The organism is Telluria sp. RB2R28, from assembly GCF_059685835.1.
The window spans coordinates 86,509-112,059 of record NZ_JCASIK010000009.1 but is presented as its reverse complement, the minus strand read 5'-3'; the positions used below and the strand labels follow the sequence as shown (position 1 = coordinate 112,059).

Below are 25,551 nucleotides of genomic sequence, written 5' to 3'. Positions count from 1 at the left end.
GTACTGAAGGACTCGCCGTGAATCAGACCCTGGGCCAAAAGCTGCTACGTACCAAACCGGCGGGACGCCATCACGACGAGGGCACATCCGTTGGCGTTGCCGGCGCCTTGCCCGGCCTGCATCGCTCGCTCGGGCTGTTCCCGCTGACGATGATCGGCGTGGGCGCCACGATCGGTACCGGCATCTTTTTCACGATGGTCGAAGCGGTGCCGAAAGCCGGTCCTGCCGTCGTTCTCTCGTTTCTGCTCGCGGCAATCACCGCCGGCCTGACCGCGCTGTGCTACGCCGAACTGGCCGGACGCGTGCCTGCATCGGGCTCGTCGTACTCGTTCGCTTATGCGACGCTGGGCGAATTCGCGGCGTTCATCGTCGCCGGCTGCCTGCTGCTCGAATACGGGCTGGCGGCCAGTGCGACGTCAATTGGCTGGTCCGATTACCTGAACAACTTCCTGCTCAACGCGTTCCACTGGCAGATACCGATCGAGTTGCGCTCGCCGATGTTCGTGTCGGACCACCATAACGTCTCGTTTTATCCGGGCCACATCAACCTGCCGCCGATCCTGCTCGTGATCATGTGCGGCATCATGCTGGTGCGCGGGACCAAGGAATCGGCCACGACCAACGCCATCATGGTGATGATCAAGCTGGCGATCCTGGTGTTCTTTGCCGCGATCGCGTTCACCGGCTTTGACGCCAACAACTTCCAGCCATTCTTCAATATGGACGAGAGCAAGGGTTATGCGGGCATGGCCGGCGTGACCGCCGCTGCCGGCACCGTGTTCTTCTCGTTCATTGGCCTGGACACCATCGCCACCGCCGGCGAAGAGGTCAAGGATCCGCGCCGCAATGTGCCGATCGGGATCCTGTCGGCGCTGGTCATCGTCACCGTGTTCTACATGCTGGTGGCGATTGCCGCGATGGGCGCGCAGCCGGCGCACCTGTTCGAAGGCCAGGAAGCCGGCCTGTCGGTGATCCTGCAGAACGTGACGGGCCAGGCCTGGCCAGCGCTGATCCTGTCGGCCGGCGCCGTGGTGTCGGTGTTCTCGGTGACGCTGGTGACGATCTACGGCCAGACCCGCATCCTGTACGCGATCAGCCGCGATGGCCTGATCCCGAAGGTGTTCCAGAAAGTCAGCCCGCGCACGCAGGCGCCGGTGGCCAATACGATCATCGTGTGCACCGTCGTGGGTCTGGTGGCTGGCACGGTTGACTCGACCTTCTTGTGGGACATGGTCAGCATGGGCACGCTGACGGCGTTCATGGTGGTGTCGATCGCGGTGCCGGTGATCCGTCACAAGCAGGGCCCGGACGCGCCACCGGGCTTCCGCGTGCCGTTCGGTCCGTATGTGGTGCCAGGGCTGTCGGTACTGGCATGTCTGTACATCATGAAGGATTTGTCGAGCACGACGTTCCGCGTGTTCTTCATCTGGATGGGCGTAGCGGTCGTGACCTACTTCGTCTACAGCATGCGCAACAGCCGCCTGAACAAACAGCAGGCGTAAGCGGCTGGCGAATCACGATGGACAAGTTTGAACGACGGCGCGACCGCTTCGCGCTGTTCGACAGCATGGACAGCCCGGCGCTGAACCTGTGCTTCACGCTGACGCTGCCAGACTTTCGTCCCTGGTGCCGCGCGCAGGGCCTGGCGCCATTCCACGTGCTGCTGTGCGCCACGCTGCGCGCGGTGCTGAAGATCGAGAACTTCTGCTACCGCATCCTGGATGGCGAGGTCATCCGCATCGAGCGCTTGACCCCGTCGTTCACGGTCACAAATGCCAATGACGATTTGAATTTCGCGATGTTCGCGTGGTCCGATGACCTGCGCACGTTCGTCGCCCGCAGCCGCGCCGCCGGCGCCGAAGCCGCTGGCATGACCGCGTTGAACACGCAGTACGCAGGCCTGTCACCGCGCGCAGCAAAAGAGCAAGTCTTCGTCACCTGCATCCCCTGGCTCGACTTCACATCAATCCAGCACCCGACCGCGGTGCTGGCACAGCCCGACATCCCCTCGCTGGCCTGGGGGCGCTTCCGCGATGCCGCCGACGGAAAATTGACGCTGCCATTCTCGGTCCAGGCCCACCACGGCTTCGTCGACGGCCTCCACATCCACCGCCTCGCCACCCAAATCAACACCGAACTCACCACCATCATCCAATTAGGGTCAGAGTAGAATTATTGGCCAATTGCCCGCGAGATAACTAGGGTCAGAGTCGCATTAACGGCTCATCCGCAAAAGTTGTCAAACAATTCGACTCTGACCCTAATTGTTTTTGAGGTGTTTTTCTGCTTGAGTTTGGTAGAAGTTACGGCACATTCAAATACTCTCGGCATTAATTTCCTGCAGCTATCCAAACCCGCCAAATTTGAATAAAAATTAATTAGGGTCAGAGTCGAATTATTGGCCAATTGCCCTAGAGATAACTAGGGTCGGAGTCGCATGAACGGCTCATCCGCAAAAGTTGTCAAACAATTCGACTCTGACCCTAATTGTTGGGAATTTTTTTGGGGTATTAAAAAGGCCGCGCTCCTTGCGGTAGCGCGGCCTTTGGCAAGATTAACGACGCGAGATTTACAGCGCGTTCATTTCTTTCAGCAGGTTATCGGCCTTGTCGACGTACTGCATATTCCACAGCATGTAGCGGGTATCGACCTGGATCGAACGGGTCATGGCTTTATTGAAGTCCCAGTCCGAAATAATCGAGTCGAGCGTGCCGTCGAATGCCAGGCCGATCAGCTCGCCCTTGGCGTTCAGTGCGGCCGAACCCGAGTTGCCGCCCGTGATGTCCAGCGTTGCCAGGAAGTTCACTGGCAGCGTTTTCAGTTTCGGGTCGACGTACTTGCCGAAGTTCTTTGCCTGGATGGCAGCAAGCTGGTTGTCCGGCGCGTCGAACTCGCCTTCGCCCGTGTGCTTGGCGGTGACGCCGGCCACGGTGGTGAAGGCAGTCCAGCCGGTGGTGCCGTCGGCGCCTTGCGGGCGGCCGGCGATCTTGCCGAAGGTGACGCGCAGCGTGCTGTTGGCGTCCGGGTAGACGGCCTGGCCGCGGCTGTTCATGTAGGCGATCTTGGCCTTCATGTAGTTGCCGTAGGCTTGCTGGATTTTGCCGGCCGATTCTTCCTGCTTTTCTTCATCCTTCATGTCGGCGTCGTACATCGCGACCGCTGCCTTGATGAAGCTGTCGTTCGATGCCTTGAACTCGGCTGGCGTCTTTTTCAGCCACGCGGTGCGCGCTGCCTTGTCGGCCAGTTTCGAGCCTGCATAGATGCGGTCCAGCGCGGCTTTCAGTTCGGCTTCACTCATGCCGGCGCGGATGCCCAGTGCGGCGTCGAACGCGGCGTCGTGCTCAGCGGCAGGTTGCGCGTTGTACTTGGTCAGGAAGTTCAGCACCAGCGCCTTGTCGACTTTTTCGTCGTAGGTGCGGTCCTGGCCTTCGACGACGGACGTCAGGCGTGGCAGGTCGCGTTCCTGGTAGCCGGTCTTGCGCTCGGCGTCCGGCTTGGTGCGCTCGTTGGCCAGGCGGTACAGCGTGCGTGCCGACGACAGGAACTTCGGCTGCGCGTAGGTCTGGAAGAAGCTCTTCCTGGTGCCTGCATCGCGTTCGGCAATCAGCTTTTCGGCCATCTCGATGTCGGCTGCGTACTGCGCCTTGCGCGCGGCGTCGCCATTGACCCAGGCCTTGAGCGCGTTGTGCTCGGCCGTTTTACGCTGCAGGAAGTCGCTGCCCTGGTACGAGACCAGCATGCCCTTGCGATTCTTGTAGTAGTTGTTCACACCCGCGATCTGGCCCGCGTATTTCAGCCGGGCAGCCGGATCGGCCTTGGTTTCGCGGTCGATGATGGCCAGCGTCTCGCTCGAGGCCTGGATGAAGGCCGGGTAGTTCCAGTCGAACGTGAATGCCACTTCGGACGGCAGGCGGTGACGGTTGGTGCGGCCAGGGTAGCCCAGCACCATCACGAAGTCGCCTTCTTTCGGGTTGTCCTTGGCAATCTTGATGATGTGCTTTGGCTGGTACGGCACGTTGTCCTTCGAGAACTCGGCCGACTTGCCATCCTTGCTGACATACGCGCGGTAGAAACCGTAGTCGCCCGTGTGGCGTGGCCACATCCAGTTGTCGGTATCGCCGCCGAATTTGCCGACGCCCGACGCCGGCGCATGCACCAGACGCACGTCGCGGATCTCGAGCTGTTTCAGGCGATAGAATTCCAGACCGCCGTAGAAGCTGGCCACGGTGCAGCGGTAGCCGGCATCTTTTTCGCAGGCTGCCACCAGGGTTTTCTGGTTCTTTTCGATGGCGTCGATGCGGGCCTTGCCGGTCAGCTTGGCGACTTCAGGGGTGATGACCTGGGCGCTGACATTGGCCACTTCGTCGGTGACGTAGACGCGGCTGCCAGGCGAGGCCGGCAGTTCGTCGGCCATGGTCTTGGCCAGGAAGCCGTTGGCCAGCAGGTCGCGCTCGGGCGTCGAGTTGACGGCGATGCTGTTGTAGACGCAGTGGTGGTTGGTCACGACCAGACCTTGCGGCGAGACGAACGATGCCGAGCAGCCGCCCAGGCTCACGATCGCGCCCATCGGGAATTCAGTCAGCTTGGTCAGATTTGCCGGATCCAGCTTGAGGCCGGCGGCTTTCAGTTGCTTGGCTACTTGTGGTAGCTGTTGCGGCATCCACATGCCTTCGTCCGCTTGGGCGGCGAAGCTGGTCAGGATGGCGAGCGAGAGAAGGGTCTTTTTCATGCGCTTTGGTCTGGTTGGGAAGGGATATTCATGGACTCCGGAGAGTGTTCATGAGTATGGTTAATCCGCTATCGGATCGTCAACCTGTATTTCAGCAACACCAATGAAAAAGCCCGCGCCAGTATGGGCGCGGGCCTGCTTGCAACGGTGCGCGCAATTGCGCCTACAACTGCGCCTCGAACAACGACACGAACCACGTCGCAGCGTGTTCCCACCAGGGCCGCTTGGCGAGGGCCTGCGCCGTCACCGGCTTGGCCAGTGCCCAGTCCGCGTCAAAGACGTCCGTCATCTGCACCGCAAACCCGGGATCGAGCACGTTCAGATTCGCCTCGTCATTGATACTGAACGAGCGGTTGTCGAAGTTGGTCGACCCCACCGATACGAGCAGCTTGTCGACGATCAGCGTTTTGACGTGGTACATCGTCGGCTGGTATTCCGAGATCTGCACGCCGGCTGCCAGCAGCTCGGGCCAGCGGTCGCGCGAAGCGGCCCGCACCAGATCCGAATCGATGATCTCGCCCGGCGTGATCAGGCGTACTTTCACGCCGCGTTTGGCGGCGGCGATCAGGGTGCGCACCGTCAGCTCATCCGGTACGAAATACGAGGCCGACAGATCGATCGTCTCGCGCGCCGACGTGATCGCCATCAGGTACATCAGGTGCATGCTCTCGCTGCCGCCGGTGGGCGAGCTGGAGAACATCTGCGCCGGCATCGTGCCCTTCGGCTGGAGCGGCGGGAAGTACGCCGGGCCATCGAGCACCACGCCCGTGGCCTTGGTCCAGTTATCGTTGAACACGGCCTGCATCTGCCCGACGACCGGGCCTTCGACGCGGAAGTGGCTGTCGCGCCAGTGGTCTTCGTCCTGTGCGTTGCCGCGCCATTGGTCGGCGATGCCCACGCCGCCCGTAAAGCCGACCGTCCCGTCCACGATCAGCAGCTTGCGGTGGGTGCGGTTGTTCATGCGCGCCAGCTTCCACCAGACCGGCTTGTGATAGCGCTGCACCTGCACGCCGGCCGCTTTCATTTTGTCGACCTGGGCGGTGTCCATCTTCATGCTGCCCATGAAGTCGAGCATCACGTGCACCTTGACGCCGGCGCGCGCGCGCTCGGCCAAGGCCTCGGAAAACTCGGTGCCGATCGATTCCGACCAGTAGATATAGGTTTCCAGCGTGATCGTTTTTTTTGCCCCGCGAATGGCCTCGAGCATCGCCGGGAAGATCTGGTCGCCATTGAGCAGCGCCTCGACCTGGTTGCCTTCGATGATTGGTGGGCCCAGCAACACGCCGAGCGAGCGGCGGAACTGCGGATCGGCCGTATCGTATTGCCGTGCCAGCTGGCGTTCGATCTGTTTTTCGCCCGGCATGAAATTCAATGCGAGCACCCCCAGGACGAGGGTGGCGGCCACTGTCAGCAACAGTGTCCAGAACTTTTTTGAGCTCATCAGTAAAATCGCAGAGGAAAAAAAACCAACGCACAGGGCGTTGGTTTTTTATGGGTGGCGAACCACCATATTAGCGAACGCGACCGCGACGCAGCAGATTCACGATGGCCAGCAGGATGACTGCACCCAGGAACGAAACCAGGAGCGAAGCAACACTGAAGTCGTCGGAATTGATGGTGCCGGTACCGAACAGTGGCGAGAGCAACCAGCCGCCCAGGAAGGCGCCGATGATACCGACCACAACGTTCAGGATGATGCCTTGCTCGGCGTCCGTTTTCATGACCATGCTGGCCAGCCAACCCAGAATACCGCCAACGACGATCCAGATAATAAATAACATGGTGCTTCCTCCTCAAGTGAAAAGACATTATCCCCAGGCCCAACGAATGCCGAGACCATGTGAAAAAGTCTAGAGACGCCGCACCCCCGGGTCGGTGCGGCAGCGTACCTTCGATGACGATTTTGCATCGTCATGAAAATTCTTTGCGGCAAGATGCCGTCAGTCATCCGAGCGTGCGTCATCGAACAGAGCCGCACGACAACGGGGCCTATGGTGAAGGTCCTTGGCAGCAACAGCTCATCCGTAGCAGGCTGCCGAAACCAACCAGCAAAGGATTCATCATGAGCAGCTTTGATACCACCCGCACCACGGATAACCAGCGTATGGTCACCGGCCTGTTCCCTGACCGTGCCAGCGCCGAACGCGCGTATGGCACTGTGTCCGAACGCGGCTACAGCCGCGACGACGTCAACCTGATGATGTCCGATTCCACCCGTCAAACCCACTTCGCCGACACGGACACCGAACTGGGTACCAAGGCCGCTGAAGGCGCGGGCATTGGCGCCGGTATCGGCGGCACCATCGGCGCCGTGCTGGCCGGTATCGCAGCAGTGGGCACCACGCTGGTGCTGCCAGGCCTGGGCCTGGTCGTGGCCGGTCCTCTGGCAGCGGCGCTGGCCGGCGCCGGTGCGGGCGGTATCACCGGTGGCCTGATCGGCGCGCTGATCGGCGCCGGCATCCCGGAAGAGCGCGCACAGCACTACGAAGAAGGCATCAAGGGCGGCGGCATCCTGCTGGGCGTGAATGCACGTTCGGATGAAGATGCAGCGCACATCCACAAATCGTGGACCGAACAGGGTGGTTCGCACGTGCTGGGCGCTGGCCTGGGCGTGGCAGGCGGCGCGGCGCTGGGCGCCACCGTCGGCACCGTTGCTGGTCCGATCGGCATGGCGGCAGGCGCGGTTGTCGGCGGCATCGCTGGCGGCATCGCCGGCCAGGGCGCAGCTGAAGTGGTCAATCCAAAAGCCAATGACGACCTGTCCGAGCACCATCTGGCCAAGGGCGTGGGCGCAGGTTCGGGCGCAGCAGCAGGCGCACTGGTCGGTGCAGTCGGCGGTCCGATCGGCATGGCAGCAGGCGCTGTCGTCGGCGGCCTGGCAGGCGGCGCAGCCGGCCGTGGCGCGGGCGAAGTGGTCAATCCAAAAGCCACCGACGAACTGAGCGACCATAACCTGGCGCAAGGCGTCGGTGCTGGCGGCGGCGCGACGGTTGGCGCGGTGATCGGTGCAGCAGCCGGCCCACTGGGCGTGGCGGCAGGCGCAGCAATCGGCGGCATGGTCGGCGGCGCAGCAGGCAAGGGAGTGGGCCATGTGGTCAATCCGAAGGCCGAGAATGACTACTGGCGCAACGAGTACCAGACCCAGCCTTACTACACGCCAGGCTACACCTATGACGACTACGAGCCAGCCTACGCACTGGGCTACAACAACTACGACAAGTACGACGGCGGCTACGATGCCAACGAAGGTCGTCTGTCGACCGAGTGGGACCGCTCGAAAGGCAATTCGCGCCTGAGCTGGGACCAGGCCAAGTCGGCCACCCGCGCCGGCTGGCACCGTGTCGAGCGCGCGATCCCGGGCGACTTCGACCGTGATGGCCGTTAATCAGCACTGAGCGGCGCTGAGCTGCACTGATTCGTCAGAGCGCTGATCAAAAAAAATCCCCGCCGGTGCGAACCGGCGGGGATTTTTCATGGTCGAACCAGATTACTTTTTGACTGCTTCGACCTGGATTGCCAGTTTCACTTCCGGCGAGAAGTTCGGCAGGCCGAAGCTGATGCCGAAATCATCGCGCTTGAAGGTGCCGGTCACGTCCGCGCCGCATGCTTCTTTCTTGAGCATCGGGTGCATGATGCACTTGAACTTGTTGATCTGCAGGGTCAGTGGCTTGGTCACGCCGTGCAGGGTCAGTTCGCCGTCGACCGAGGTCGGCACGTCGCCCGTGAACTTGATCGCCTTCGACTTGAAGGTCGCGGTCGGGTACTTGGCAGCGTCGAAGATGTCAGGCTTTTTCGCGTGCTCGTTCATCTTTTCGTGGCCGAAATCGATGCTGTTGATGTCGACGGTGATGTCCAGCGAGCCGGTCTTGGCTTCGCGGTCGATGGTGACGGTGCCGCTCGACTTGTTGAACTTGCCGCGCCATACCGACAGGCCCATGTGGTCGGCTTCGAAGCTCGGGTAGGTGTGGTTTGGCTCGATGTCGTACGTGACTGGCGCGGCGAAGGCCGAGGTGGCGGCAAAGGCGGCGGCGGCTGCGATCAGGTGCTTGATGTTCATGGGTGCGATTCCTGTAAAAAAGTTGATAGAGAGATTTGTCGTGCAGCCGTAGGGTGGGCGGCTATGCCGCCCACGCGTTCAAACTGAGCAAGCTTCGTTGAACGCGTGGACGGGGAACCCGTCCACCCTACGTGGTGGTGAAACAGTTTATTTTGCTGCGACAGCTGGTGCTGCGGTAACGCGAAACTTGATGACAACTTCATCGGCGACCATGCTCGTGTCTTTCCACTCGCCTTCGCCGATATTGAACGCCAGACGCTTGATTGGCAACTGGCCTTCGAACACGGTTTTCGCACCGGCAGCCTTGACCGTCAGCGGGAACGTGACATTGGCGCTCTTGCCTTTCAGGGTCAGCTTGCCCGACACCGTCAGCTTGCCGGCGCCAGCCGGTGCGATGCTGGTGGAGACAAAAGTGGCCTTCGGAAACTGCGCCGAATTGAACCATTCTTTCTTGGCCACTTCCTTGTTGTACATGGCGTCGCCGATATCGAAGCTGGCCGTCGTGATCTCGACGCTGGCGCTGGCCGCCGCCGGCTTGGCGGCGTCGTAATCGATCTGCGCCGCGAACGTGCGAAACGGTGCTTCCACCGGCACGTTCATCTGCCTGAAGACAGCCGAGACGCCGCTGGCTGCCAGGTCGGTCTTGAGTGGCGCGGCCTGCACGGCAGCGACACTGCCAGCAACCAGGCTCGCCAGCAGCAGGGCCTTGATGGAATTCATGGTTTTTCCTTCGGGGTAGGGATGGGGAGCATGCGCTGCATGATGCCGTCGCGGTCAATGAGCAGGTGCTTGAGCGCGGCGAGCACGTGCAATGCGACCAGGCCGGCCAGCAGCATATTGAGCCAGTAGTGCAGGCCGCGCAGGATGTCGCGCAGCACCGGGTCGGGGCCGATCAGCACCGGCAGCGGAAACTTGCTGAAATAAACAACCGGGTAACCGGCCGCCAGGCTGAAGAAATAGCCGGACAGCGGCACCGCGAACATCAGCACATACAGCGCCAGATGCAGGCCATGGGCGGCGCCATGCTGCCAGCGCGGCAGCCCGGCAGGGTACGCGGGCGGCTTGTTGAACAGGCGCCATAACAGGCGCAGCGCGGCCAGCGCCAGGATCGTCACACCGGCCCATTTGTGCCAGCTCGTATAGCGCAGCTTGGCCATGCTGATGCCCTGGATGTCGGTCATCACGAGGCCAAGGGTGAAGGTGCCGATGATCGCCAAGGCCATCAGCCAGTGCAGCAAGATCGCTGGAATCGAATAGCGGCGCATTTTTCTTATAAGTAATTAGTACGGGCTAGAACTAACTCACTATAGCAAAAAAGGCCGTCGTGGTGTTGACGCGCTTTTTCACGTCCAACAAGCCACACCGGATTGCAAAAGATACACCACCACGTTCTGCCGAATGTAATATCTGGTTATGAGCGCATTCATACCCTGCATGCCGTTTGCTGCCAGCCTTCGTGTTGCTGCTGTCTGGGTTGCTCTTGTTTGCGCCGCGCCTGTCCTGGCGCTCGCGCATGGCCAGGCCAATCCTGTCGACCTGGCCGATCTGGCCGACCTGTCAATCGAGGAACTGGCCAATATCCAGGTGACGTCGGTCTCGAAGCGGCCCGAGCGCCTGCAGGATGCATCGGCGGCGGTTTTCGTGATCACTGCCGACGACATCCGCAGCTCCGGCGCCGATTCGCTGCCCGAGGCATTGCGCCTCGCGCCCAACCTGCATGTGGCGCGCATCAATGGTTATGCCTATTCGATCAGCGCGCGCGGCATGAACAGCGGGCCGAGCGTCCTGTCCAACAAGATCCTGGTGCTGATCGATGGCCGCTCGGTGTATACGCCGCTGTTTTCGGGCGTGTTCTGGGACGCGCAGGACGTGCTGCTCGAAGACATTGCGCGCATCGAGGTGGTCAGCGGGCCGGGTGGCGTGATGTGGGGCCTGAACGCCGTCAGTGGCGTCATCAACATCAGCACGCGCTCGGCCCACGATACGCAGGGCGGTATGGTGGCGCTGCACGGCGCCAGCGACGGCGTGGCCAGCGCGGCGTTTCGCCAGGGCGGCACGAGCGATGGCGGCGTGGCCTGGCGCGCGTATGGCAAGGTCACCCGGCGCAGCGACAGCGAGGGCATTGGTGGCGGGCGCATCGACGACGGTCACCGGCGCGCGCTGGTGGGCGTGCGCGCCGACTGGGACCAGGGCGCCGATGCCTTCTCGGTCATCGGCAATGTCAACCGCGGGCGCCTCGATCAGCCGGCACCCGGTGAACTGGCCACGCCGTTCGGCCCGGCCACATTTGGCCGTGTGCGATCGGACGGCGCCAACCTGCTGGCGCGCTGGCAGCGCACGCTCGACGCGGGCGCCAGCGTGTCGCTGCAAGCCTATCTCGACCATACGGTGCGCGAATCGCCGCCGCTGTTTGCCGAGCGCCTCACGACCGCAGACGTGCAGTTCCAGCACACGCTGGCCACCAAAGGCCGCCATGACCTGATGTGGGGCGCCAACTATCGCAGCACGCGTGACCGCGTCACCAACAGCCCCTGGGTCGCGTTCCTGCCGGCGCGCAAACTGCTGCGCTGGGGCAGCGTGTTCGTGCAGGACGACATCCTGCTGAACGACGACTGGCGCCTGACGCTGGGCAGCCGCGTCGAGTACAACCATTACACCGGCATTGAATGGCTGCCGAGCGCGCGCCTGTCGTGGCGCCTCTCGCCCCAGCACGCGCTGTGGGCATCGGCCGCGCGCACGGTGCGCTCACCCGCGCGGCTGGACGTCGATGCCTGGGTGCCCGGCCAGCCCCCGTTCATCCTGCGCGGCGGGCCGCAGGTGCGCAGCGAAGTGGCGCGCGTGCTCGAACTGGGCTACCGTGGCCAGCCGGCGGCGGGCCTGTCGTACACGGTCGTGCTGTACCACCACGATTACGACCACCTGCGGGGGCAGCAGATCGACCCCACCTTCAGTTACGTCGAATTTGCCAGTCTGCTGGAAGGCAGCGCCAGCGGCATCGAAACGTGGGGCAGTTGGCAGGCACTGCCGCGCTGGCGCCTGTCGGCCGGCTGGACGGCGCTGCACCAGCGCCTGGCCCTCAAACCGGGCGGCAACGACGTGATGGGCGTGGCTGCGGCGCGGCGCGACCCGTCCCACACGCTGCAACTGCGGTCGCACTACAACATCGACGATGCGCGCGAGATCAACGTCACACTGCGCCGCACCGGCGAGATGCCGGCGTCGCTCATTGCGTCGTCAACGGCGCTCGATGCACGCTTCGGCTGGCGCTTGCGGCCGGGCGTGGCCTTGTCGGTGTACGGCGAGAACCTGAATGGTGGGCACGCCGAATTCGGCTCGACCACGTATTGGGCAGAGTTCGAGCGGCGTGTGGGGGTGAGAATCAGGTGGGATTACTGACGCGCCGGGGCCGGCGCATCATGGATGCAGATGCATGCGCGATGCCGCCGTGTGGCGGCATCGCGCACAACATCAGATTTCTGCCGCCAGCTTGGCGGCAAGTCCGATGTAGTTTGCCGGCGTCATCGCCAGCATCAGGTCTTTCGCTTCCTGCGGCACGGCCAGCGTCCCGATGAATTCACGCAGCGCGTCGCGGGTGATGCCCTTGCCGCGCGTGAGTTCCTTGAGCTGCTCGTACGGGTTCTCGATGCCGTAGCGGCGCATCACGGTCTGCACCGGCTCGGCCAGCACTTCCCAGTTCGCGTCCAGGTCCTGCTCGAGGCGCGCCGCGTTCACTTCCAGCTTGTTCAGGCCGCGCAGGCAGCTGTCGTAGGCCAGCAGCGTGTAGCCGAAGCCCACGCCGATATTGCGCAGCACCGTCGAGTCGGTCAGGTCGCGCTGCATGCGCGAGACCGGCAGCTTGTCGGCCATGTGGCGCAGCAGCGCGTTGGCCAGGCCCAGGTTGCCTTCCGAGTTTTCGAAGTCGATCGGGTTGACCTTGTGCGGCATGGTCGACGAACCGATTTCGCCGGCTTTCAGCTTCTGCTTGAAGTAGCCCAGCGAGACGTAGGTCCAGATGTCCCGGTTCAGGTCGAGCAGGATCGTGTTGGCGCGCGCGAACGCGTCGAACATCTCGGCCATGTAGTCGTGCGGTTCGATCTGGATCGTGTACGGGTTGAAGGTCAAGCCCAGGCGCGTCTCGATGACGTCCTTCGAGAACGCCGGCCAGTCGAAGCCCGGATAGGCCGACAGGTGCGCGTTGTAATTGCCGACCGCGCCATTCATCTTGCCCAGGATCTCGACGTCAGCGATGCGCTTCATGGCGCGCTGCAGGCGGGCGACGACGTTGGCCATCTCCTTGCCCAGCGTGGTCGGGCTGGCCGTCTGGCCGTGGGTGCGCGACAGCATCGGCAGCGCCGCATTGGTGTGCGCGATCTCGGTCAGTTTGGCGATGATCGCCTGCAGCGCCGGCAGCATCACGCCATCGCGCGCCGCTTTGAGCATCATGCCGTGCGACGTGTTGTTGATGTCTTCCGAGGTGCAGGCGAAGTGGATGAATTCACTGGCCGCGACCAGTTCCGGCACGTCCTTGACCTGCTCCTTGAGCCAGTACTCGACCGCCTTGACGTCATGGTTGGTGACCGCTTCGATTTCCTTGATGCGGGCTGCATCTTTCTCGCCGAAGTTGGCCGCCATGCCGTCGAGGTGGGCGATCGCTTCGCTCGAGAATGGCTTGATCTCGGCGAAGCCGGCCTGCGACAGCGCCTGCAGCCACGCGATTTCCACCTTCACGCGGTGGTGCATGAAACCCGTTTCCGACAGGATGGGACGCAGCTTGTCGGTTTTGGTGGCGTAACGGCCATCGAGCGGGGACAGGGCCGACAGGGTCGGCGACAGAGCAGTAGAGGTCATGGCGGGCGTGTCGGTCAAAAACGCGGATTTTACCACTGGCCGGCCGTCCACCTCTTGCCAATGCTGCGATGTTGCAGCGCACCGCAGCCGTGGCGCTGCAGGTTTTGCGGCTGGGCCCGATGCTATACTGAAGGCCAATTTCCACTTGCGTACATCCATGAAACTCATCGGTTCCATTGCCAGCCCATACGTGCGCAAGGTGCGTGTCGTGCTGGCCGAGAAAAAGCTCGACTGCGCCTTCATCCTCGAAGACGTCTGGTCGGCCGACACGACGATCGCGAAGACCAACCCGCTGGGCAAGGTGCCATGCCTGCTGATGGATGACGGCAGCGCGCTGTACGACTCGCGCGTGATCGCCGAATACCTCGACACGCTCACCCCGGTGTGCAAGCTGCTGCCGCCAAACGGGCGCGAACGGGCCGAGGTCAAGGTCTGGGAAGCGCTGGCCGATGGCGTGCTCGATGCGGCCGTGCTGGTGCGCCTTGAAAAAACGCTGCGGCCAGAAGCGCAGCAAAGTCCCGAGTGGATCGCCCGCCAGATGGGCAAGGTGAATACCGGCCTGCGCGTGATGTCCGAGCGCCTGGGCGAGGGCGCCTTCTGCCGCAGCAACCAGTACACGCTGGCCGACGTCGCCGTGGGCTGCGCGCTGGGCTGGCTCGCGTTCCGCTTTCCCGAGATCGACTGGCGCGGCGACTACCCGAACCTGGCGCGCCTGTTTGATAAATTGTCCGAGCGCCAGTCGTTCAAGGACACCGTGCCTGTCGTCGCCGCATGATGGACAACAACCTGTCCACGACAGTCATCTTCGGCGAAGCGCTCGTCGACGACTTCAACAACGAGCAGATCGTCGGCGGTGCGCCGTTCAATGTGGCGCGCCACCTGTCTGCTTTCATGGCGCCGTGCCTGGCGATCACGCGCATCGGCGACGACCGCAGCGGCCAGCTGGTGCGCGCGGAATTCGAGCGCTTCGCCATGAGCGACGCCGGGCTGCAGGTCGATCCGATCGAAGAGACCGGCCGCGTGCTGGTCGAGCGCGGCCTGCGCGGCCACCGCTTCACGATCCTGCCGCACCAGGCCTACGACTTCATCGACGCCGCCACGGCCGGCGCTGCGCTCGCGGGCGTGCAGCCGGCCATGGTCTATTTCGGCATGCTGGCCCAGCGCAACGTGCAGTCGCGCGCCGCCCTGACGGCGGTGCTGGCTGCAAGCAGCGCGCCACGCTTTCTCGACCTGAACCTGCGCGACGGCCAGTACGACGAACGCGGCGTGGCCCGCTCGCTGGACGCGGCCAACATCGTCAAGGTCAATGAAGAAGAATTGCAGGCGCTGTTCGGCTGGTACTGCCAGATCAAACCCGACGCCCCGGCGTTGTCGGCCGACGAAGTGCGCGCGTCATGCCAGGCCTTGCTGAAGATGTTTGCGCTCGACGCGCTGATCGTGACGCTGGGCCACCGCGGCTCGGTGTACTTCGGCAGCGATGGCAGCGCGCTCAAGAACCACGAGACGCCGGCGCCGCCGTTCGTCATCGATACGGTGGGGGCGGGCGACGCCTTTTCGGCCATTTTCCTGCTTGGTACGGCACGCGGCTGGCCGCTGGACGTCACGCTCGCGCGCGCGAACGAATTCGCCGGTGCGATCTGTGCGATACCGGGTGCGGTGCCAAGGGATATGGGGTTTTACGACAAGTGGATGACGCGCTGGCGCTGATGGTCAGCGGCAGCAGCGGCCAGCGGCGGCCAGCCACCAGCCGGACTCCCGGGCGGGAATCCGGCTGGCGGCTTATTATCTGATTACTCGCCGATCTGGGTCTGCAGGTAGTTCTGGATACCGATCTTGACGATCAGGTCCAGCTGCGTCTCCAACCACTCAATGTGCTCTTCGGTGTCTTCAAGAATCATCAACAGCAGGTCGCGCGACACGTAATCGGCTGCCGCTTCGCAGGCGCCGATGCCTTCCTTGACCGTCACGTGCGCGGCACGTTCGAGTTTCAGGTCGCATTCGAGCGTTTCCTGCGTCGACTCGCCAATCATGAGCTTGTGCAGCGCCTGCAGGTTTGGCAGCGCGTCGAGCATCAGGATGCGTTCGATCAGCTTGTCGGCGTGCTTCATCTCGCCGATCGATTCGTCGTATTCCTTCTTCGCCAGCTTGTCCAGGCCCCAGTGGCGATACATGCGCGCGTGCAGGAAGTACTGGTTGATCGCGGTCAGCTCGTTGGTCAGCTGTGCGTTCAGCAGACGGATGACGTTTGGATCGCCTTTCATGGGGGTGCCCTCGGTAATGTGTTGAATGACCTCCATGATAGCAAACAGAGAGCCATTAAAACGCTAGAAATTGCGCGAAAATGGGTAAAAAAGCGCATTAAATAACGCGAAATGTGCCATTTTTGGGCGTAATAGCAACCGTTCTCAGTTCACTGTGCGAACGGTTCTCACTACCGGGTTACGCGGTTACAACGGACGAAAAAAAGCCCCGCACAGATTGCGAGGCTCGTGCTACCGGGAAATCAGAGAAGGCTCAGGCAGCCTGCGGCAGGCGGCGCACTTCAGTGACGGTGGTCTTGCTGTCGATGTGCTCGTGCAGCACTTCGCGTGCATAGCTGACGCAGGTGCCGCACATGGTGCCCACGCCCAGTTCCTTGCGCAGCTCGGCGATCGACGAGATGCCCAGTTCAGCGGCCTGGCGGATTTCACGGTCGGAGATGTTATTGCAGACACAGACGATCATTGGAGCAACCCTTTTGAAACAACCATTGCGTTTTAGTCTATAAAATGCGAATCATTCTCATTTGCGTTGCTATTTTCTGTAAACTCGACCGTGAACGCAAGCGAAATTTTCGGTACAGACGTATTTTTTGGACTTGACCGGGGAGCGATGACAAGCTGCAAATAGAAATAATTCCTATTTAGGTTTATGATACCGGGATCGTTCCAGTCGCTGTCTCATACGCGCAACAATTTTTCGGAAGCCGCCATGACCCACGCCGCATTGCCAACCCTCGACTCGCTCAAGACGGGCCAGAGCGCCACCGTCGTCCATCTTGCGCGCGGTGCGCAAGAGGGCGGCATCGACGTCCAGCGCCGCCTGATGGAGCTGGGCTTCGTGCCGGGCGAACGCATTCGCGTGCTCAAGCGCGTGCTGGGCGGTCCGCTGGCCGTCAAGGTCGGCGAATCCACCTTTGCGCTGCGCCGCTTCGAAGCCGCCCTCGTCTCGATCAAGGCGGACTAGTCGCATGGGTGTCATGGAATCGCAAGTCGCGTCACGCACGCCACTGGTCGCACTGCTGGGCAATCCCAACTGCGGCAAGACCGCACTCTTCAACCGCCTGACCGGCGCGCGCCAGAAGGTCGCCAACTATGCCGGCGTCACGATCGAACGCAAGGAGGGCAGCTTCACGTCGCCCGCCGGACGCGCGTTTCGCGTGCTCGACCTGCCGGGCGCCTACAGCCTGAATGCGCAGACGCCCGACGAAGGCATCACGCGCGACGTGGTCGCGGGCCTGCGCGCCGGTGAAGTCCCGCCCGACGCCATCCTGTGCGTCGTCAACGCCACCAACCTGCGCCTGAACCTGCGCCTGGTGCTCGAGCTGCGCCGTCTCGGCCTGCCGATGGTGCTGGCGCTGAACATGGTCGACGTGGCCAAAAAGCGCGGCATCGAGATCGACACCGCCAAGCTGTCGCAAGAGCTGGGCATGCCGGTCGTCGAGACCGTCGCGATCCAGTCCGGCGGCGAAAAAGCCTTGCTGGCCCAGCTCGACGCGATGCCGTTCGGCGTGCCGGTGACGCCCAAGCCGCTGTCGGCGATCGACGAAGTGTCGGTCGAAGACACCCAGCGCGAAGTGCGCCGCATCCTGGCTGCTGCCGTCTCGTCGGCCAAGGACACCGGCAACCTGAGCGAAAAGATCGACGGCGTCGTGCTGCACCCGGTCGCCGGTCCGATCATTCTGGCGCTGTTGATGTTCGTGATTTTCCAGGCCGTGTTCAGCTGGGGCGATGCACCGATCGAACTGATCGAGGCGGGCATGGGCGCCTTTGGCGAGATGGTCGGCTCGTGGATCGGCGAGGGCATGCTGCACAGTCTCATCGTCGACGGCATCATCGCCGGCGTGGGCAGCGTGCTCGTGTTCCTGCCGCAGATTCTGATCCTGTTCTTCTTCATCCTGCTGTTAGAGGACGTCGGCTACCTGCCGCGCGCGGCGTTCCTGCTCGACCGCATCATGGGCAGTGTGGGCCTGTCGGGCCGCTCGTTCCTGCCGCTGCTGTCGTCGTTTGCCTGCGCCATTCCGGGCGTGATGGCCGCGCGCACGATCCAGAATCCGCGCGACCGCCTGGTGACGATCATGATCGCGCCATTGATGACCTGTTCGGCGCGCCTGCCGGTGTATGCGCTCCTGATCGCCGCGTTCATTCCCGACCGCGTCGTGGGCGGCTTCATGAACCTGCAGGGCATCGTGCTGTTCGTGCTGTACCTGGCCGGCATCCTGTCGGCAATGGCGGTGGCCTGGTTCATGAAGCGCCGCAACGGCTACAAGCAGCACGCGCTGATGCTCGAACTGCCGGCCTACCACTGGCCGCATCCGCGCGGCCTGGCCTCGGGCCTGCTCGAACGCGCCAAGATCTTCCTGATGCGCGTCGGTACGCTGATCCTGGCCATGATGATCCTGCTCTGGCTGTTCTCCAGCTTCCCGGGCGCACCGGAAGGCGCGACCAATCCGCCGATCTACTACAGCGTGGCAGGCATGATCGGCCGCGCACTCGAAGTCGTGCTGGCCCCGATCGGCTTTAACTGGCAGATCGCTATCGCGCTGGTGCCGGGCATGGCCGCGCGCGAAGTGGCCGTCGGCGCGCTGGGCACCGTGTACGCGCTGTCGGGCGGCGATGAAGTCGGCAACACGCTGGCGCCGCTGATCGCGCAATCGTGGTCGCTGGCCACCGGCCTGTCGCTGCTGGCCTGGTATGTCTATGCGCCACACTGCCTGCCAACGCTGGCCACCGTGGCGCGTGAAACGGGCAGCCGCAAATATGCCTGGATCATGGCCGGCTACATGTTCGCGCTGGCCTACGTGGCGGCGTTCATCGTCTACCGCGTCACGCTGGCCTTCACCGGAGCCTAACCATGCAAGAACTGACCGTCATCGTCATCGTTGCCATCGCCGCGCTGTACCTGGGCGCGAAGTACCTGCCGGCCCCGCTGCGCGCGCGCGCGGTGCTGATGCTGACAAGGGGCGGGCGCCAGTCGGCGCTGGCGCGCTGGCTGGATACCAGCAGCGGCGGCGCCTGCGGTGGCGGCAGCTGCGGCAGCTGCGCCCCGAAAGCCGCGGCGCCGGCGCCGCAGGGCGCAGGCAAGCACCGCGTCATCAAGCTGCACCAGCGCTAGCGCTAGCGGGCTGCAGGTGCGTGGCCAACGGTGCTAAGCTGGCCGCCATCTCCACTTTCCTGTCCACGCCATGATCGTCGTCCACCACCTGAACAATTCGCGCTCGCAGCGCATCCTCTGGCTGCTCGAAGAACTCGGACTCGAGTACGAGATCAAGCGTTACGAGCGCGATCCCAAGACGATGCTGGCCCCGCCCGAACTGAAGGCCGTGCACCCGCTGGGCAAGTCGCCCGTGATCACCGATGGCGATCTCGTGGTGGCCGAATCGGGCGCCATCGTCGAGTACCTCACGGCGCGCGCCTCCGATACGGATGCCCCGCGCCTGGTGCCCGCCGCCCGCACGCCGGCGCGCCTGCGCTACACGCACTTTTTGCACTTTGCCGAAGGCTCGATGATGTCGCCGCTGCTGCTCAAGCTCGTGTTCGACAAGATCGAAAGCACGCCGATGCCGTTTTTTGCCAAGCCGATCGCGCGCGGCATCGCGCAGAAGGTGAAGGGCACCTTCGTGCTGCCGCAGATCGCGCTGCAGCTGGGTTACCTTGAAGCCGAACTGGGCAAGCACCCGTGGTTTGCCGGTGAAGAGTTCAGCGCTGCCGACATCCAGCTGAGCTTCCCGCTGGAAGCAGCCGCCTCGCGCGGCGGGCTCGACGCCAAATACCCGAACCTGACCGATTTCCTGGCCCGCATCCATGCGCGGCCGGCGTATCGCCGCGCGCTCGAGCGCGGTGGCGAATACGCGTACGCGAAGTAAGGCCAGTTCGCACCACGGTCGCGCATCTTCCCGCGACCGTGCAACCGGTTTATGATGGGCGCCTTCCACGTCTCTTCATGACCACATCACATGTCTAACCCGGGAAAGCTGCTCGCGATCGACGGCCTGAACATCGTGCGCCGCGTCTACGAAGCCAGCCCCGAGCCCGATTCCGACCTGAAGGCCAGCATCGCGCTGCGCCATGCGTTCTCGTCGTTTCGCAACGTGCTCGAGGCGCATGCGCCAACGCACGTGCTGGCTGCTTTTGATCATGGCGGTCCGACCTGGCGCCATGCGCTGTATCCGCGCTACCGCGAGGGCAGGGCGGCGATGCCGTCCGAACTGCGCGCGGCGCTGCCCGAATTTCACGACCGCCTGCGCGCGGCCGGCGTGCATGTGCTGATGGTGCCCGAGGTCGAAGCCGACGATGTGATCGCTACCGGCGTGATGCGCTGGCTGTCCGAAGGCCGCGGCACGGCGGTGGTGGCCACCACCGACAAGGACCTGCATCCACTGATCGCGCACGGCGCGCTGGTGTGGGATCATTTCAAGAACGAGTGGCACGACGACGCCTGGGTCCGTGCACGCTTTGGCGTGGCGCCCGAGCAGTTGCACGACCTGCTGGCGCTGATGGGCGACCCGACCGATGGCGTGCCGGGTGTGTCGAAGGTCGGCATGAAAACGGCGGCGCGCCTGCTGGGTGCGTACGGCAATCTCGAGGCCGTGATGGCCGGCGCCGGCATCCTCAAGACGCCACTCGGCGAGAGATTGCGCGCCGAGCGTGAGATACTGGAGATGTCACGCTGTCTGGTGTCGCTGAAACTGGACGTGCGCCTGGGCGTGACATGGAAAACACTGGCGTACGAAGGCTGATTTATTCAGCGCACTGACAAGGAATGTGAAGCTATGCTCAAAGCGGTCATCGTGGATGCAAACGCCGTCTCGCGCTCGACGCTCGGCACCGTGCTGGCCGACGGCAGTTACGACGTGGTCGGCGCCACGCACACCAGCGCGCTGGGGTTGGCGCTGGCAGTCAAGCACCACCCGCACGTGATCTGCATCGCGCGCGAACAGGTCGAGGACGGCAGCGACGTGGTCGAGCAGCTGCGCGCGACGCTGCCCAAGACGCTCGTGTTTCTCGTCTCGGGCACGCTCGACGCCGCCGCGGTCCAGAGCGCGCTCGCGCGTGGCGTGCACGGTTTCATCGTCAAGCCGTTCAAGGCCGACACCGTGCTCAAGACCATTCGTAATACCGTCATTGCCTTCGTCAAGCAGCAGCAGCAGGCGCCGGGCAAGCCGGGCTGATACAGGCTATGCGCGGCGCTGCACTTCGTCCGATGCAAGCACGGCCAGTTCACGCAGCGCGCGCATCTCGCGCTCGCGCAGGCGGCGCGGCTCGGTATCAAGCACGCACAGCGAACCCAGCGCGAGCCCGTCGGCGGTGCGTACCGGGTAGCCGGCATAAAAACGGATGAACGGCGCGCCGGTGACCATCGGGTTGTCGGCAAAGCGCGGATCGGCACTGGCATCCTCGACCACGAAAGGCTCGTCCTGCATCAGCACGTGACTGCAGAAGGCCAATGAACGCGTGGTCTCGCGGTTTTCCACCCCGACGCGCGACTTGCACCACTGGCGCTCTGCTGACAACAAGGTGATCAGCGCCATCGGGCAGGCCGTGGCGTGGCCGGCAAGCCAGGTCAAGCGATCGAAGGCAGCGTCATCTTCCGAATCCATCAGGCCGCTTTGCGCGAGTGCCGCCAGCCGCTGTGCCTCATTGGCCGGGACCGGATAGTCCGGCGCCACCGCCGGCAGGAACTCGGTCGCCAGTTCCGCAGTACCCGACGGCCTGACTGCCTTGACCTCATCCTTTGACGCCACGCGCTCGCGCACCAGTCGCATCACGGCGCTGTAGCGCACACGGCGATGGCCGCCCGGCGTCTTCCAGGCCGGCAAATCACCGCTCTCCATCCATACCTGGGCCGTGCTGACAGCAACACCAAGCAACTGCGCTGCTTCGCGGGTCGTCAGTATCGGATCGTTAAATTCATGTGTTTTCATGACATCGTTCGTGTGATTTGCTGCTTTTATTTTACACTAAGCAACTAAAAATGACGAATACAACGATTCGCTTGAAAATAATGATTGACCTTAAGTTTGTTATTAGCAACAATAGATTCTGTCCGTCATATTCGTCATATTTACGCGCAACGGCGCGTCGTCTCTTCATGAATCCTCCGCTCTTTCAACCGCACTGTGCGTCGCCTCAGTACGAGACTGCCCGTCTCGATGCCCTGCGTCGTCTGGAGCTGCTCGACAGCCCGCCCAGCGAAGCGTTCGATCGCATCACGCGCATGGCTGCGCAGTTGTTCGGATTGCCAATTGCGGCGGTCTCGCTGACCGACGCCAACCGTCAATGGTTCAAGTCGAAGATCGGTATTACCCACGACACGATTCCGCGGATGAGAGCGCCGTGCGCGATGGTGTCGGACGAGCGCGAGGTACTGGTCGTGCCGGATCTGCTGGAAGACCCGTATTTCCGCGACAGCCCGCTGGCTGAAGGCGGTATCCGCTTCTATGCCGGCGCGCCGCTCACAACCAGCGAAGGCTTTTGCCTGGGCGCGATGTGCGTGCTCGGTACCGAACCGCGCCAGGTCAGCCTGGCCGAGCGCCAGGCGCTGACGGACCTGGCCACCATGGTGATGGCGCAGATCGAACTGCAGCATGCGTTCGGGCGCGTTGATCCGGTCAGCGGCCTGCCGAACCGCAACCAGTTCATCATCGACTTTAACGACCTCGAACTGTATGAGCCGAATGGCGAGGTGCGCATCGCCGCCCTGATCAGCCTGGCCAGCCCGCAGGAACTGAGCGATGCCCAGCGCGTCATGGGTTCGAGCTATCTCGACGACATGGTGCGTGAAACGGTGCCGCAGCTGCGCCTGGGTGGCGCCGGCAAGATCTACCATGTGGGCAGCACGCAGTTCGCGTTCTTCGCGCCACGCGGCCTGTCGATCGAGCCGTTCTGCGAGCAGATGCAGTCGTGGCTCGACGCGCGCGCCAGTTACGGCCAGGCGCGCCTGATCACGACGACGACGGTGGGCATTGCGCCGTTCACGGTCGGCCAGACCGAGGGCCTCGACCTGCTGCGCAATATGCACAGCGCCGCGCACGATGCGCTGGCGGCCGAGCGCTGCGTGCGCGTGTTCTCGTCGCATCACGACGCGATCCTGCAGCGCCGCTTCTGGCTGGTGACCGAATTCGGCGCCGCGCTCGCGAGCGAGGACGAACTGCATCTGGTGTTCCAGCCCAAGGTCAGCCTGCTCGACGGCGCCTGCGTCGGCGTCGAAGCGCTGCTGCGCTGGAACCATCCGACGGCCGGCGCGATTTCGCCCGGCGAATTCATGCCGGTGATCGAGACGACATCACTGGCACGCGCGACCACCGAGTGGGTGCTGCGCGCGGCGCTGCGCCAGATGGTCGCCTGGCGCCGGGACGGCCTGGCGTTGCAGGTGGCGGTGAACGTTTCGGCCGTGAACCTGGAAGAGCCGGATTTCTGCGACCGCGTGCTGATGGAGTTGCAGCACCACGGCCTGGCGCCATCGTGCCTGGTGATCGAGCTGACCGAGAGCGCGCTGATGCGCAATCCGAAGGTCGCGCAGGCCACGCTCGAGCGCCTCGGGCGCGCTGGCGTGCAACTGGCGATCGACGACTTCGGCACCGGCTACAGCAGCCTGTCGTACCTGCAAAGCCTGCCGGCCAACGTGGTCAAGATCGACCAGAGCTTCATGCGCAACCTGGTCCAGGACGAACGCTGCCGCGCGCTGGTGGGCACGATGATCAAGCTGTCGCACGACCTGGGTCACAAGGTCGTGGCCGAAGGCGTCGAAACGGTGGAGGTGGAAGATTTCCTGCGCCTGGCCGGCTGCGACGAGGTCCAGGGTTACCTGCACGCGCGGCCGCTGGCGCCCGCCGTGCTGGTGGAGTGGCTGGCGGCGCGCCAGCCTTGATATGGCGTCAGGCGGCGCTTGAGCGCACGTCGATGATGCCGCCACCCAGGCACACGTCGCCGTCGTACAGCACGGCCGACTGGCCCGGCGTGACCGCCCATTGGGCTTCATCGAAGTCGAGCGCAAAGCGCGCGTCGCCATCGGCCAGCACGCGGCAGGCCATGTCGGCCTGGCGGTAGCGGGTCTTGGCCGACAGCGCGCCGGCCGCCGGTGCGTGGCCGGCGATCCAGCTGGCCTGGCCGGCTTCGAGCCGGTCCGACAGCAGCCATGGATGGTCGTGGCCCTGCACGATGTAGAGCGTGTTGGCCTCGATGTCCTTGCGCGCGACGAACCACGGCTCGCTGATGCCGTCAGCGGTCTTGCGTGACTTCAGGCCCCCGATACCGATCCCCTTGCGCTGGCCCAGCGTGTAGAACGACAGGCCGACGTGCTCGCCCACCTGCGTGCCGTCGTCGAGCCGGATCGGGCCCGGCTTGTAGGCCAGGTAGCGGTTCAGGAAGTCGCGGAACGGCCGCTCGCCGATGAAGCAGATGCCCGTCGAATCCTTTTTGGCCGCGTTGGGCAGCTGGAGCTTTTCGGCGATCTTGCGCACCTCGGTTTTCGGGATTTCACCCAGCGGGAACAGCGACTTGGACAACTGCGCCTGGCTCAGGCGATGCAGAAAATAACTCTGGTCCTTGGTGGCGTCGAAGGCCTTGAGCAGCTCGAAGCTGCCGCTGGCCGTGTTTTCGCGCACGCGCGCGTAGTGGCCGGTGGCGATCAGGTCGGCGCCCAGCTTCATCGCATGGTCGAGGAAGGCCTTGAACTTGATTTCGGCGTTGCACAGCACGTCCGGGTTCGGGGTGCGGCCGGCCTGGTATTCGCGCAGGAACTCGGCGAACACGCGGTCCTTGTATTCGGCGGCGAAGTTGACCGCCTCGATGTCCACGCCGACCACGTCGGCCACGCTGGCCGCGTCGATCCAGTCCTGGCGCGTCGAGCAGTATTCGGAATCGTCGTCGTCTTCCCAGTTTTTCATGAACAGGCCGACCACGTCGTAGCCTTGTTCCTTGAGCATCCAGGCCGCGACCGAGGAGTCGACTCCGCCCGACATCCCGATCACGACTTTTTTCTTGCGCATGTTACGTCCGTAGTGAATTCTTCAGATCCCGCCTTCGAACACCGAAGGGTGGGTGTGCAGCAGGGAGAGCGGTGTGCTCTGGCCGGCCAGGTAGTCGTCCACGCAGCGCAGCACGATCGGGCTGCGGTGGCGGTCGACGGTGGCGGCGATTTCGTCGCGCGTCATCCACATGGTGCGCAGGATGCCCTCGTCGAGCGGCTGGTCGAACTGGCGCCCGACGCTGCCGGCGAAGGTAAAGCGCAGGTAGGTGACGTCGGCATTGCGTGACTTCGAGTGGTAGCGCGACATGTACATCCCCACCAGCGAGTGGGGGATGAATTCATGCGCCGTTTCTTCAAGCGCTTCGCGCACCACCGCCTGTTCCAGCGATTCGTGCGGGTCGAGATGGCCGGCGGGCTGGTTCAGCTTGATACCTTCGCTCGTCTCTTCCTCGATCAGCAGGAACCGGCCCTCGTGCTCGATGATCGCTGCCACGGTAACCGATGGTTTGAAGATATCGCTCATGCCTGTCCTTGAAAATGAGCCGGTATTCTACCTTGACAAGGCCCGTGTTTGCTCAGCCGGTCGCTTCCTGCAACGTTGGCATGTGGTTAATCGGGCTTGATCTGTCGCAAAAACAACCATCATGGCCTGGTGCGCACTGCACGGTCTCTACGGATGATCAAATTG

At 63.3% G+C, this 25,551-nt stretch carries 25 protein-coding genes; 13 read left to right on the top strand and 12 right to left on the bottom strand.

Annotation, left to right across the window (positions count from 1 at the left end):
- Window positions 1-17 precede the first annotated feature (17 nt).
- Both AC56LV_RS23530 and AC56LV_RS23525 read left to right on the top strand, forming a co-directional pair.
- Entirely contained in the window at window positions 18-1,502 is a 1,485-nt protein-coding gene (locus AC56LV_RS23530) for an APC family permease (protein ID WP_499561267.1), read from the top strand.
- Window positions 1,503-1,519: 17 nt separating this feature from the next.
- Window positions 1,520-2,170, top strand: coding sequence for a CatA-like O-acetyltransferase (locus AC56LV_RS23525; RefSeq protein WP_499561265.1), 651 nt, complete (start codon window positions 1,520-1,522; stop codon window positions 2,168-2,170).
- A 399-nt stretch (window positions 2,171-2,569) separates the two neighbouring features.
- Here the strand turns inward: AC56LV_RS23525 and AC56LV_RS23520 are convergent, their stop codons facing one another.
- The 3 genes from AC56LV_RS23520 to AC56LV_RS23510 all read right to left on the bottom strand — a co-directional run bounded on the left by AC56LV_RS23520 (window position 2,570) and on the right by AC56LV_RS23510 (window position 6,510).
- Entirely contained in the window at window positions 2,570-4,729 is a 2,160-nt protein-coding gene (locus AC56LV_RS23520) for a S46 family peptidase (protein WP_499561263.1), read from the bottom strand.
- 163 nt (window positions 4,730-4,892) lie between these two features.
- Window positions 4,893-6,170, bottom strand: coding sequence for a phospholipase D-like domain-containing protein (locus AC56LV_RS23515; protein WP_499561261.1), 1,278 nt, complete (start codon window positions 6,168-6,170; stop codon window positions 4,893-4,895).
- Window positions 6,171-6,240: 70 nt separating this feature from the next.
- Entirely contained in the window at window positions 6,241-6,510 is a 270-nt protein-coding gene (locus tag AC56LV_RS23510) for a GlsB/YeaQ/YmgE family stress response membrane protein (RefSeq protein WP_123067791.1), read from the bottom strand.
- A 281-nt stretch (window positions 6,511-6,791) separates the two neighbouring features.
- Between AC56LV_RS23510 and AC56LV_RS23505 the strand changes: the two genes are divergently transcribed.
- Window positions 6,792-8,114, top strand: coding sequence for a hypothetical protein (locus tag AC56LV_RS23505; protein WP_499561259.1), 1,323 nt, complete (start codon window positions 6,792-6,794; stop codon window positions 8,112-8,114).
- A gap of 102 nt (window positions 8,115-8,216) precedes the next feature.
- Here AC56LV_RS23505 and AC56LV_RS23500 read toward each other — a convergent pair whose 3' ends face one another.
- The 3 genes from AC56LV_RS23500 to AC56LV_RS23490 form a co-directional block, all read right to left on the bottom strand.
- Complete coding sequence (locus AC56LV_RS23500) at window positions 8,217-8,786, bottom strand: YceI family protein (protein ID WP_499561257.1); 570 nt, start codon at window positions 8,784-8,786, stop codon at window positions 8,217-8,219.
- 147 nt (window positions 8,787-8,933) lie between these two features.
- Window positions 8,934-9,506 carry a YceI family protein gene (locus tag AC56LV_RS23495; RefSeq protein WP_499561255.1) on the bottom strand — a complete coding sequence of 191 codons (573 nt, stop codon included), beginning with the start codon at window positions 9,504-9,506 and terminating at the stop codon, window positions 8,934-8,936.
- Complete coding sequence (locus AC56LV_RS23490; RefSeq protein WP_499561253.1) at window positions 9,503-10,051, bottom strand: cytochrome b; 549 nt, start codon at window positions 10,049-10,051, stop codon at window positions 9,503-9,505. The genes AC56LV_RS23495 and AC56LV_RS23490 overlap by 4 nt, the downstream gene beginning before the upstream one ends.
- 169 nt (window positions 10,052-10,220) lie before the next feature.
- On the opposite strand from AC56LV_RS23490, the gene AC56LV_RS23485 reads away from it, so the two are divergent.
- Window positions 10,221-12,182: a TOL_0244 family TonB-dependent receptor gene (locus tag AC56LV_RS23485; protein ID WP_499561251.1), complete on the top strand. Its 1,962-nt coding sequence runs from the start codon at window positions 10,221-10,223 to the stop codon at window positions 12,180-12,182.
- Window positions 12,183-12,254: 72 nt separating this feature from the next.
- On the opposite strand, the gene purB is transcribed toward AC56LV_RS23485, so the two are convergent.
- The gene (gene purB / locus AC56LV_RS23480; RefSeq protein ID WP_499503999.1) at window positions 12,255-13,634 is read right to left on the bottom strand and encodes an adenylosuccinate lyase; all 1,380 of its coding nucleotides are present in this window, start codon (window positions 13,632-13,634) and stop codon (window positions 12,255-12,257) included.
- 157 nt (window positions 13,635-13,791) lie between these two features.
- On the opposite strand from purB, the gene AC56LV_RS23475 reads away from it, so the two are divergent.
- Both AC56LV_RS23475 and AC56LV_RS23470 read left to right on the top strand, forming a co-directional pair.
- A complete protein-coding gene (locus AC56LV_RS23475) occupies window positions 13,792-14,409 on the top strand; it encodes a glutathione S-transferase N-terminal domain-containing protein (RefSeq protein WP_499561250.1) in 618 nt (205 codons plus the stop codon).
- Window positions 14,406-15,341 (top strand): PfkB family carbohydrate kinase, encoded by a 936-nt coding sequence (locus AC56LV_RS23470; protein WP_499561248.1) that lies wholly within the window; start codon window positions 14,406-14,408, stop codon window positions 15,339-15,341. Before AC56LV_RS23475 ends, AC56LV_RS23470 begins: the two co-directional genes overlap by 4 nt.
- Before the next feature lie 83 nt (window positions 15,342-15,424).
- Here the strand turns inward: AC56LV_RS23470 and bfr are convergent, their stop codons facing one another.
- Together bfr and AC56LV_RS23460 are read right to left on the bottom strand one after the other, a co-directional pair.
- Entirely contained in the window at window positions 15,425-15,895 is a 471-nt protein-coding gene (bfr, locus tag AC56LV_RS23465; protein ID WP_183556014.1) for a bacterioferritin, read from the bottom strand.
- A gap of 253 nt (window positions 15,896-16,148) precedes the next feature.
- The gene (locus AC56LV_RS23460; RefSeq protein ID WP_183556015.1) at window positions 16,149-16,358 is read right to left on the bottom strand and encodes a (2Fe-2S)-binding protein; all 210 of its coding nucleotides are present in this window, start codon (window positions 16,356-16,358) and stop codon (window positions 16,149-16,151) included.
- 246 nt (window positions 16,359-16,604) lie between these two features.
- On the opposite strand from AC56LV_RS23460, the gene AC56LV_RS23455 reads away from it, so the two are divergent.
- The 6 genes from AC56LV_RS23455 (at window position 16,605) to AC56LV_RS23430 (ending at window position 21,063) form a co-directional block, all read left to right on the top strand.
- Window positions 16,605-16,859, top strand: coding sequence for a FeoA family protein (locus AC56LV_RS23455; RefSeq protein WP_482896485.1), 255 nt, complete (start codon window positions 16,605-16,607; stop codon window positions 16,857-16,859).
- A gap of 4 nt (window positions 16,860-16,863) precedes the next feature.
- Entirely contained in the window at window positions 16,864-18,744 is a 1,881-nt protein-coding gene (gene feoB / locus AC56LV_RS23450) for a ferrous iron transporter B (protein WP_499561246.1), read from the top strand.
- Window positions 18,745-18,746: 2 nt separating this feature from the next.
- The gene (locus AC56LV_RS23445) at window positions 18,747-19,007 is read left to right on the top strand and encodes a DUF6587 family protein (protein ID WP_499561244.1); all 261 of its coding nucleotides are present in this window, start codon (window positions 18,747-18,749) and stop codon (window positions 19,005-19,007) included.
- Between the two features lie 70 nt (window positions 19,008-19,077).
- Window positions 19,078-19,758, top strand: a complete 681-nt coding sequence (locus AC56LV_RS23440) for a glutathione S-transferase (protein ID WP_499561242.1) — start codon at window positions 19,078-19,080, stop codon at window positions 19,756-19,758.
- Window positions 19,759-19,848: 90 nt separating this feature from the next.
- Window positions 19,849-20,631, top strand: a complete 783-nt coding sequence (locus tag AC56LV_RS23435) for a 5'-3' exonuclease (RefSeq protein ID WP_499561240.1) — start codon at window positions 19,849-19,851, stop codon at window positions 20,629-20,631.
- Window positions 20,632-20,664: 33 nt separating this feature from the next.
- Complete coding sequence (locus AC56LV_RS23430) at window positions 20,665-21,063, top strand: ANTAR domain-containing response regulator (protein ID WP_499561238.1); 399 nt, start codon at window positions 20,665-20,667, stop codon at window positions 21,061-21,063.
- Window positions 21,064-21,069: 6 nt separating this feature from the next.
- Here the strand turns inward: AC56LV_RS23430 and AC56LV_RS23425 are convergent, their stop codons facing one another.
- Window positions 21,070-21,816 (bottom strand): GAF domain-containing protein, encoded by a 747-nt coding sequence (locus AC56LV_RS23425; protein WP_499561236.1) that lies wholly within the window; start codon window positions 21,814-21,816, stop codon window positions 21,070-21,072.
- A gap of 167 nt (window positions 21,817-21,983) precedes the next feature.
- Here AC56LV_RS23425 and AC56LV_RS23420 point away from each other — a divergent pair, with 167 nt between their 5' ends.
- The gene (locus AC56LV_RS23420) at window positions 21,984-23,762 is read left to right on the top strand and encodes a sensor domain-containing phosphodiesterase (RefSeq protein WP_499561234.1); all 1,779 of its coding nucleotides are present in this window, start codon (window positions 21,984-21,986) and stop codon (window positions 23,760-23,762) included.
- A gap of 7 nt (window positions 23,763-23,769) precedes the next feature.
- On the opposite strand, the gene mnmA is transcribed toward AC56LV_RS23420, so the two are convergent.
- Window positions 23,770-24,882 (bottom strand): tRNA 2-thiouridine(34) synthase MnmA, encoded by a 1,113-nt coding sequence (gene mnmA / locus AC56LV_RS23415; protein WP_258835920.1) that lies wholly within the window; start codon window positions 24,880-24,882, stop codon window positions 23,770-23,772.
- Window positions 24,883-24,903: 21 nt separating this feature from the next.
- Window positions 24,904-25,386: an NUDIX hydrolase gene (locus tag AC56LV_RS23410; protein ID WP_482896476.1), complete on the bottom strand. Its 483-nt coding sequence runs from the start codon at window positions 25,384-25,386 to the stop codon at window positions 24,904-24,906.
- Between the last annotated feature and the right edge of the window lie 165 nt (window positions 25,387-25,551).

Excerpts from the sequence above, each read along its gene's own strand:
- AC56LV_RS23410 (WP_482896476.1), bottom strand. The coding sequence starts at position 25,386 with ATGAGCGATATCTTCAAACCATCGGTTACCGTGGCAGCGATCATCGAG.
- AC56LV_RS23495 (WP_499561255.1), bottom strand. The coding sequence starts at position 9,506 with ATGAATTCCATCAAGGCCCTGCTGCTGGCGAGCCTGGTTGCTGGCAGT.
- AC56LV_RS23475 (WP_499561250.1), top strand. The coding sequence starts at position 13,792 with ATGAAACTCATCGGTTCCATTGCCAGCCCATACGTGCGCAAGGTGCGT.
- AC56LV_RS23445 (WP_499561244.1), top strand. The coding sequence starts at position 18,747 with ATGCAAGAACTGACCGTCATCGTCATCGTTGCCATCGCCGCGCTGTAC.
- AC56LV_RS23520 (WP_499561263.1), bottom strand. The coding sequence starts at position 4,729 with ATGAAAAAGACCCTTCTCTCGCTCGCCATCCTGACCAGCTTCGCCGCC.
- AC56LV_RS23430 (WP_499561238.1), top strand. The coding sequence starts at position 20,665 with ATGCTCAAAGCGGTCATCGTGGATGCAAACGCCGTCTCGCGCTCGACG.
- AC56LV_RS23455 (WP_482896485.1), top strand. The coding sequence starts at position 16,605 with ATGACCCACGCCGCATTGCCAACCCTCGACTCGCTCAAGACGGGCCAG.
- AC56LV_RS23515 (WP_499561261.1), bottom strand. The coding sequence starts at position 6,170 with ATGAGCTCAAAAAAGTTCTGGACACTGTTGCTGACAGTGGCCGCCACC.
- AC56LV_RS23510 (WP_123067791.1), bottom strand. The coding sequence starts at position 6,510 with ATGTTATTTATTATCTGGATCGTCGTTGGCGGTATTCTGGGTTGGCTG.
- AC56LV_RS23470 (WP_499561248.1), top strand. The coding sequence starts at position 14,406 with ATGATGGACAACAACCTGTCCACGACAGTCATCTTCGGCGAAGCGCTC.
- AC56LV_RS23420 (WP_499561234.1), top strand. The coding sequence starts at position 21,984 with ATGAATCCTCCGCTCTTTCAACCGCACTGTGCGTCGCCTCAGTACGAG.
- bfr (WP_183556014.1), bottom strand. The coding sequence starts at position 15,895 with ATGAAAGGCGATCCAAACGTCATCCGTCTGCTGAACGCACAGCTGACC.
- AC56LV_RS23440 (WP_499561242.1), top strand. The coding sequence starts at position 19,078 with ATGATCGTCGTCCACCACCTGAACAATTCGCGCTCGCAGCGCATCCTC.
- AC56LV_RS23500 (WP_499561257.1), bottom strand. The coding sequence starts at position 8,786 with ATGAACATCAAGCACCTGATCGCAGCCGCCGCCGCCTTTGCCGCCACC.
- AC56LV_RS23525 (WP_499561265.1), top strand. The coding sequence starts at position 1,520 with ATGGACAAGTTTGAACGACGGCGCGACCGCTTCGCGCTGTTCGACAGC.
- AC56LV_RS23485 (WP_499561251.1), top strand. The coding sequence starts at position 10,221 with ATGCCGTTTGCTGCCAGCCTTCGTGTTGCTGCTGTCTGGGTTGCTCTT.
- AC56LV_RS23505 (WP_499561259.1), top strand. The coding sequence starts at position 6,792 with ATGAGCAGCTTTGATACCACCCGCACCACGGATAACCAGCGTATGGTC.
- AC56LV_RS23490 (WP_499561253.1), bottom strand. The coding sequence starts at position 10,051 with ATGCGCCGCTATTCGATTCCAGCGATCTTGCTGCACTGGCTGATGGCC.
- AC56LV_RS23425 (WP_499561236.1), bottom strand. The coding sequence starts at position 21,816 with ATGAAAACACATGAATTTAACGATCCGATACTGACGACCCGCGAAGCA.
- purB (WP_499503999.1), bottom strand. The coding sequence starts at position 13,634 with ATGACCTCTACTGCTCTGTCGCCGACCCTGTCGGCCCTGTCCCCGCTC.
- AC56LV_RS23435 (WP_499561240.1), top strand. The coding sequence starts at position 19,849 with ATGTCTAACCCGGGAAAGCTGCTCGCGATCGACGGCCTGAACATCGTG.
- feoB (WP_499561246.1), top strand. The coding sequence starts at position 16,864 with ATGGGTGTCATGGAATCGCAAGTCGCGTCACGCACGCCACTGGTCGCA.
- mnmA (WP_258835920.1), bottom strand. The coding sequence starts at position 24,882 with ATGCGCAAGAAAAAAGTCGTGATCGGGATGTCGGGCGGAGTCGACTCC.
- AC56LV_RS23460 (WP_183556015.1), bottom strand. The coding sequence starts at position 16,358 with ATGATCGTCTGTGTCTGCAATAACATCTCCGACCGTGAAATCCGCCAG.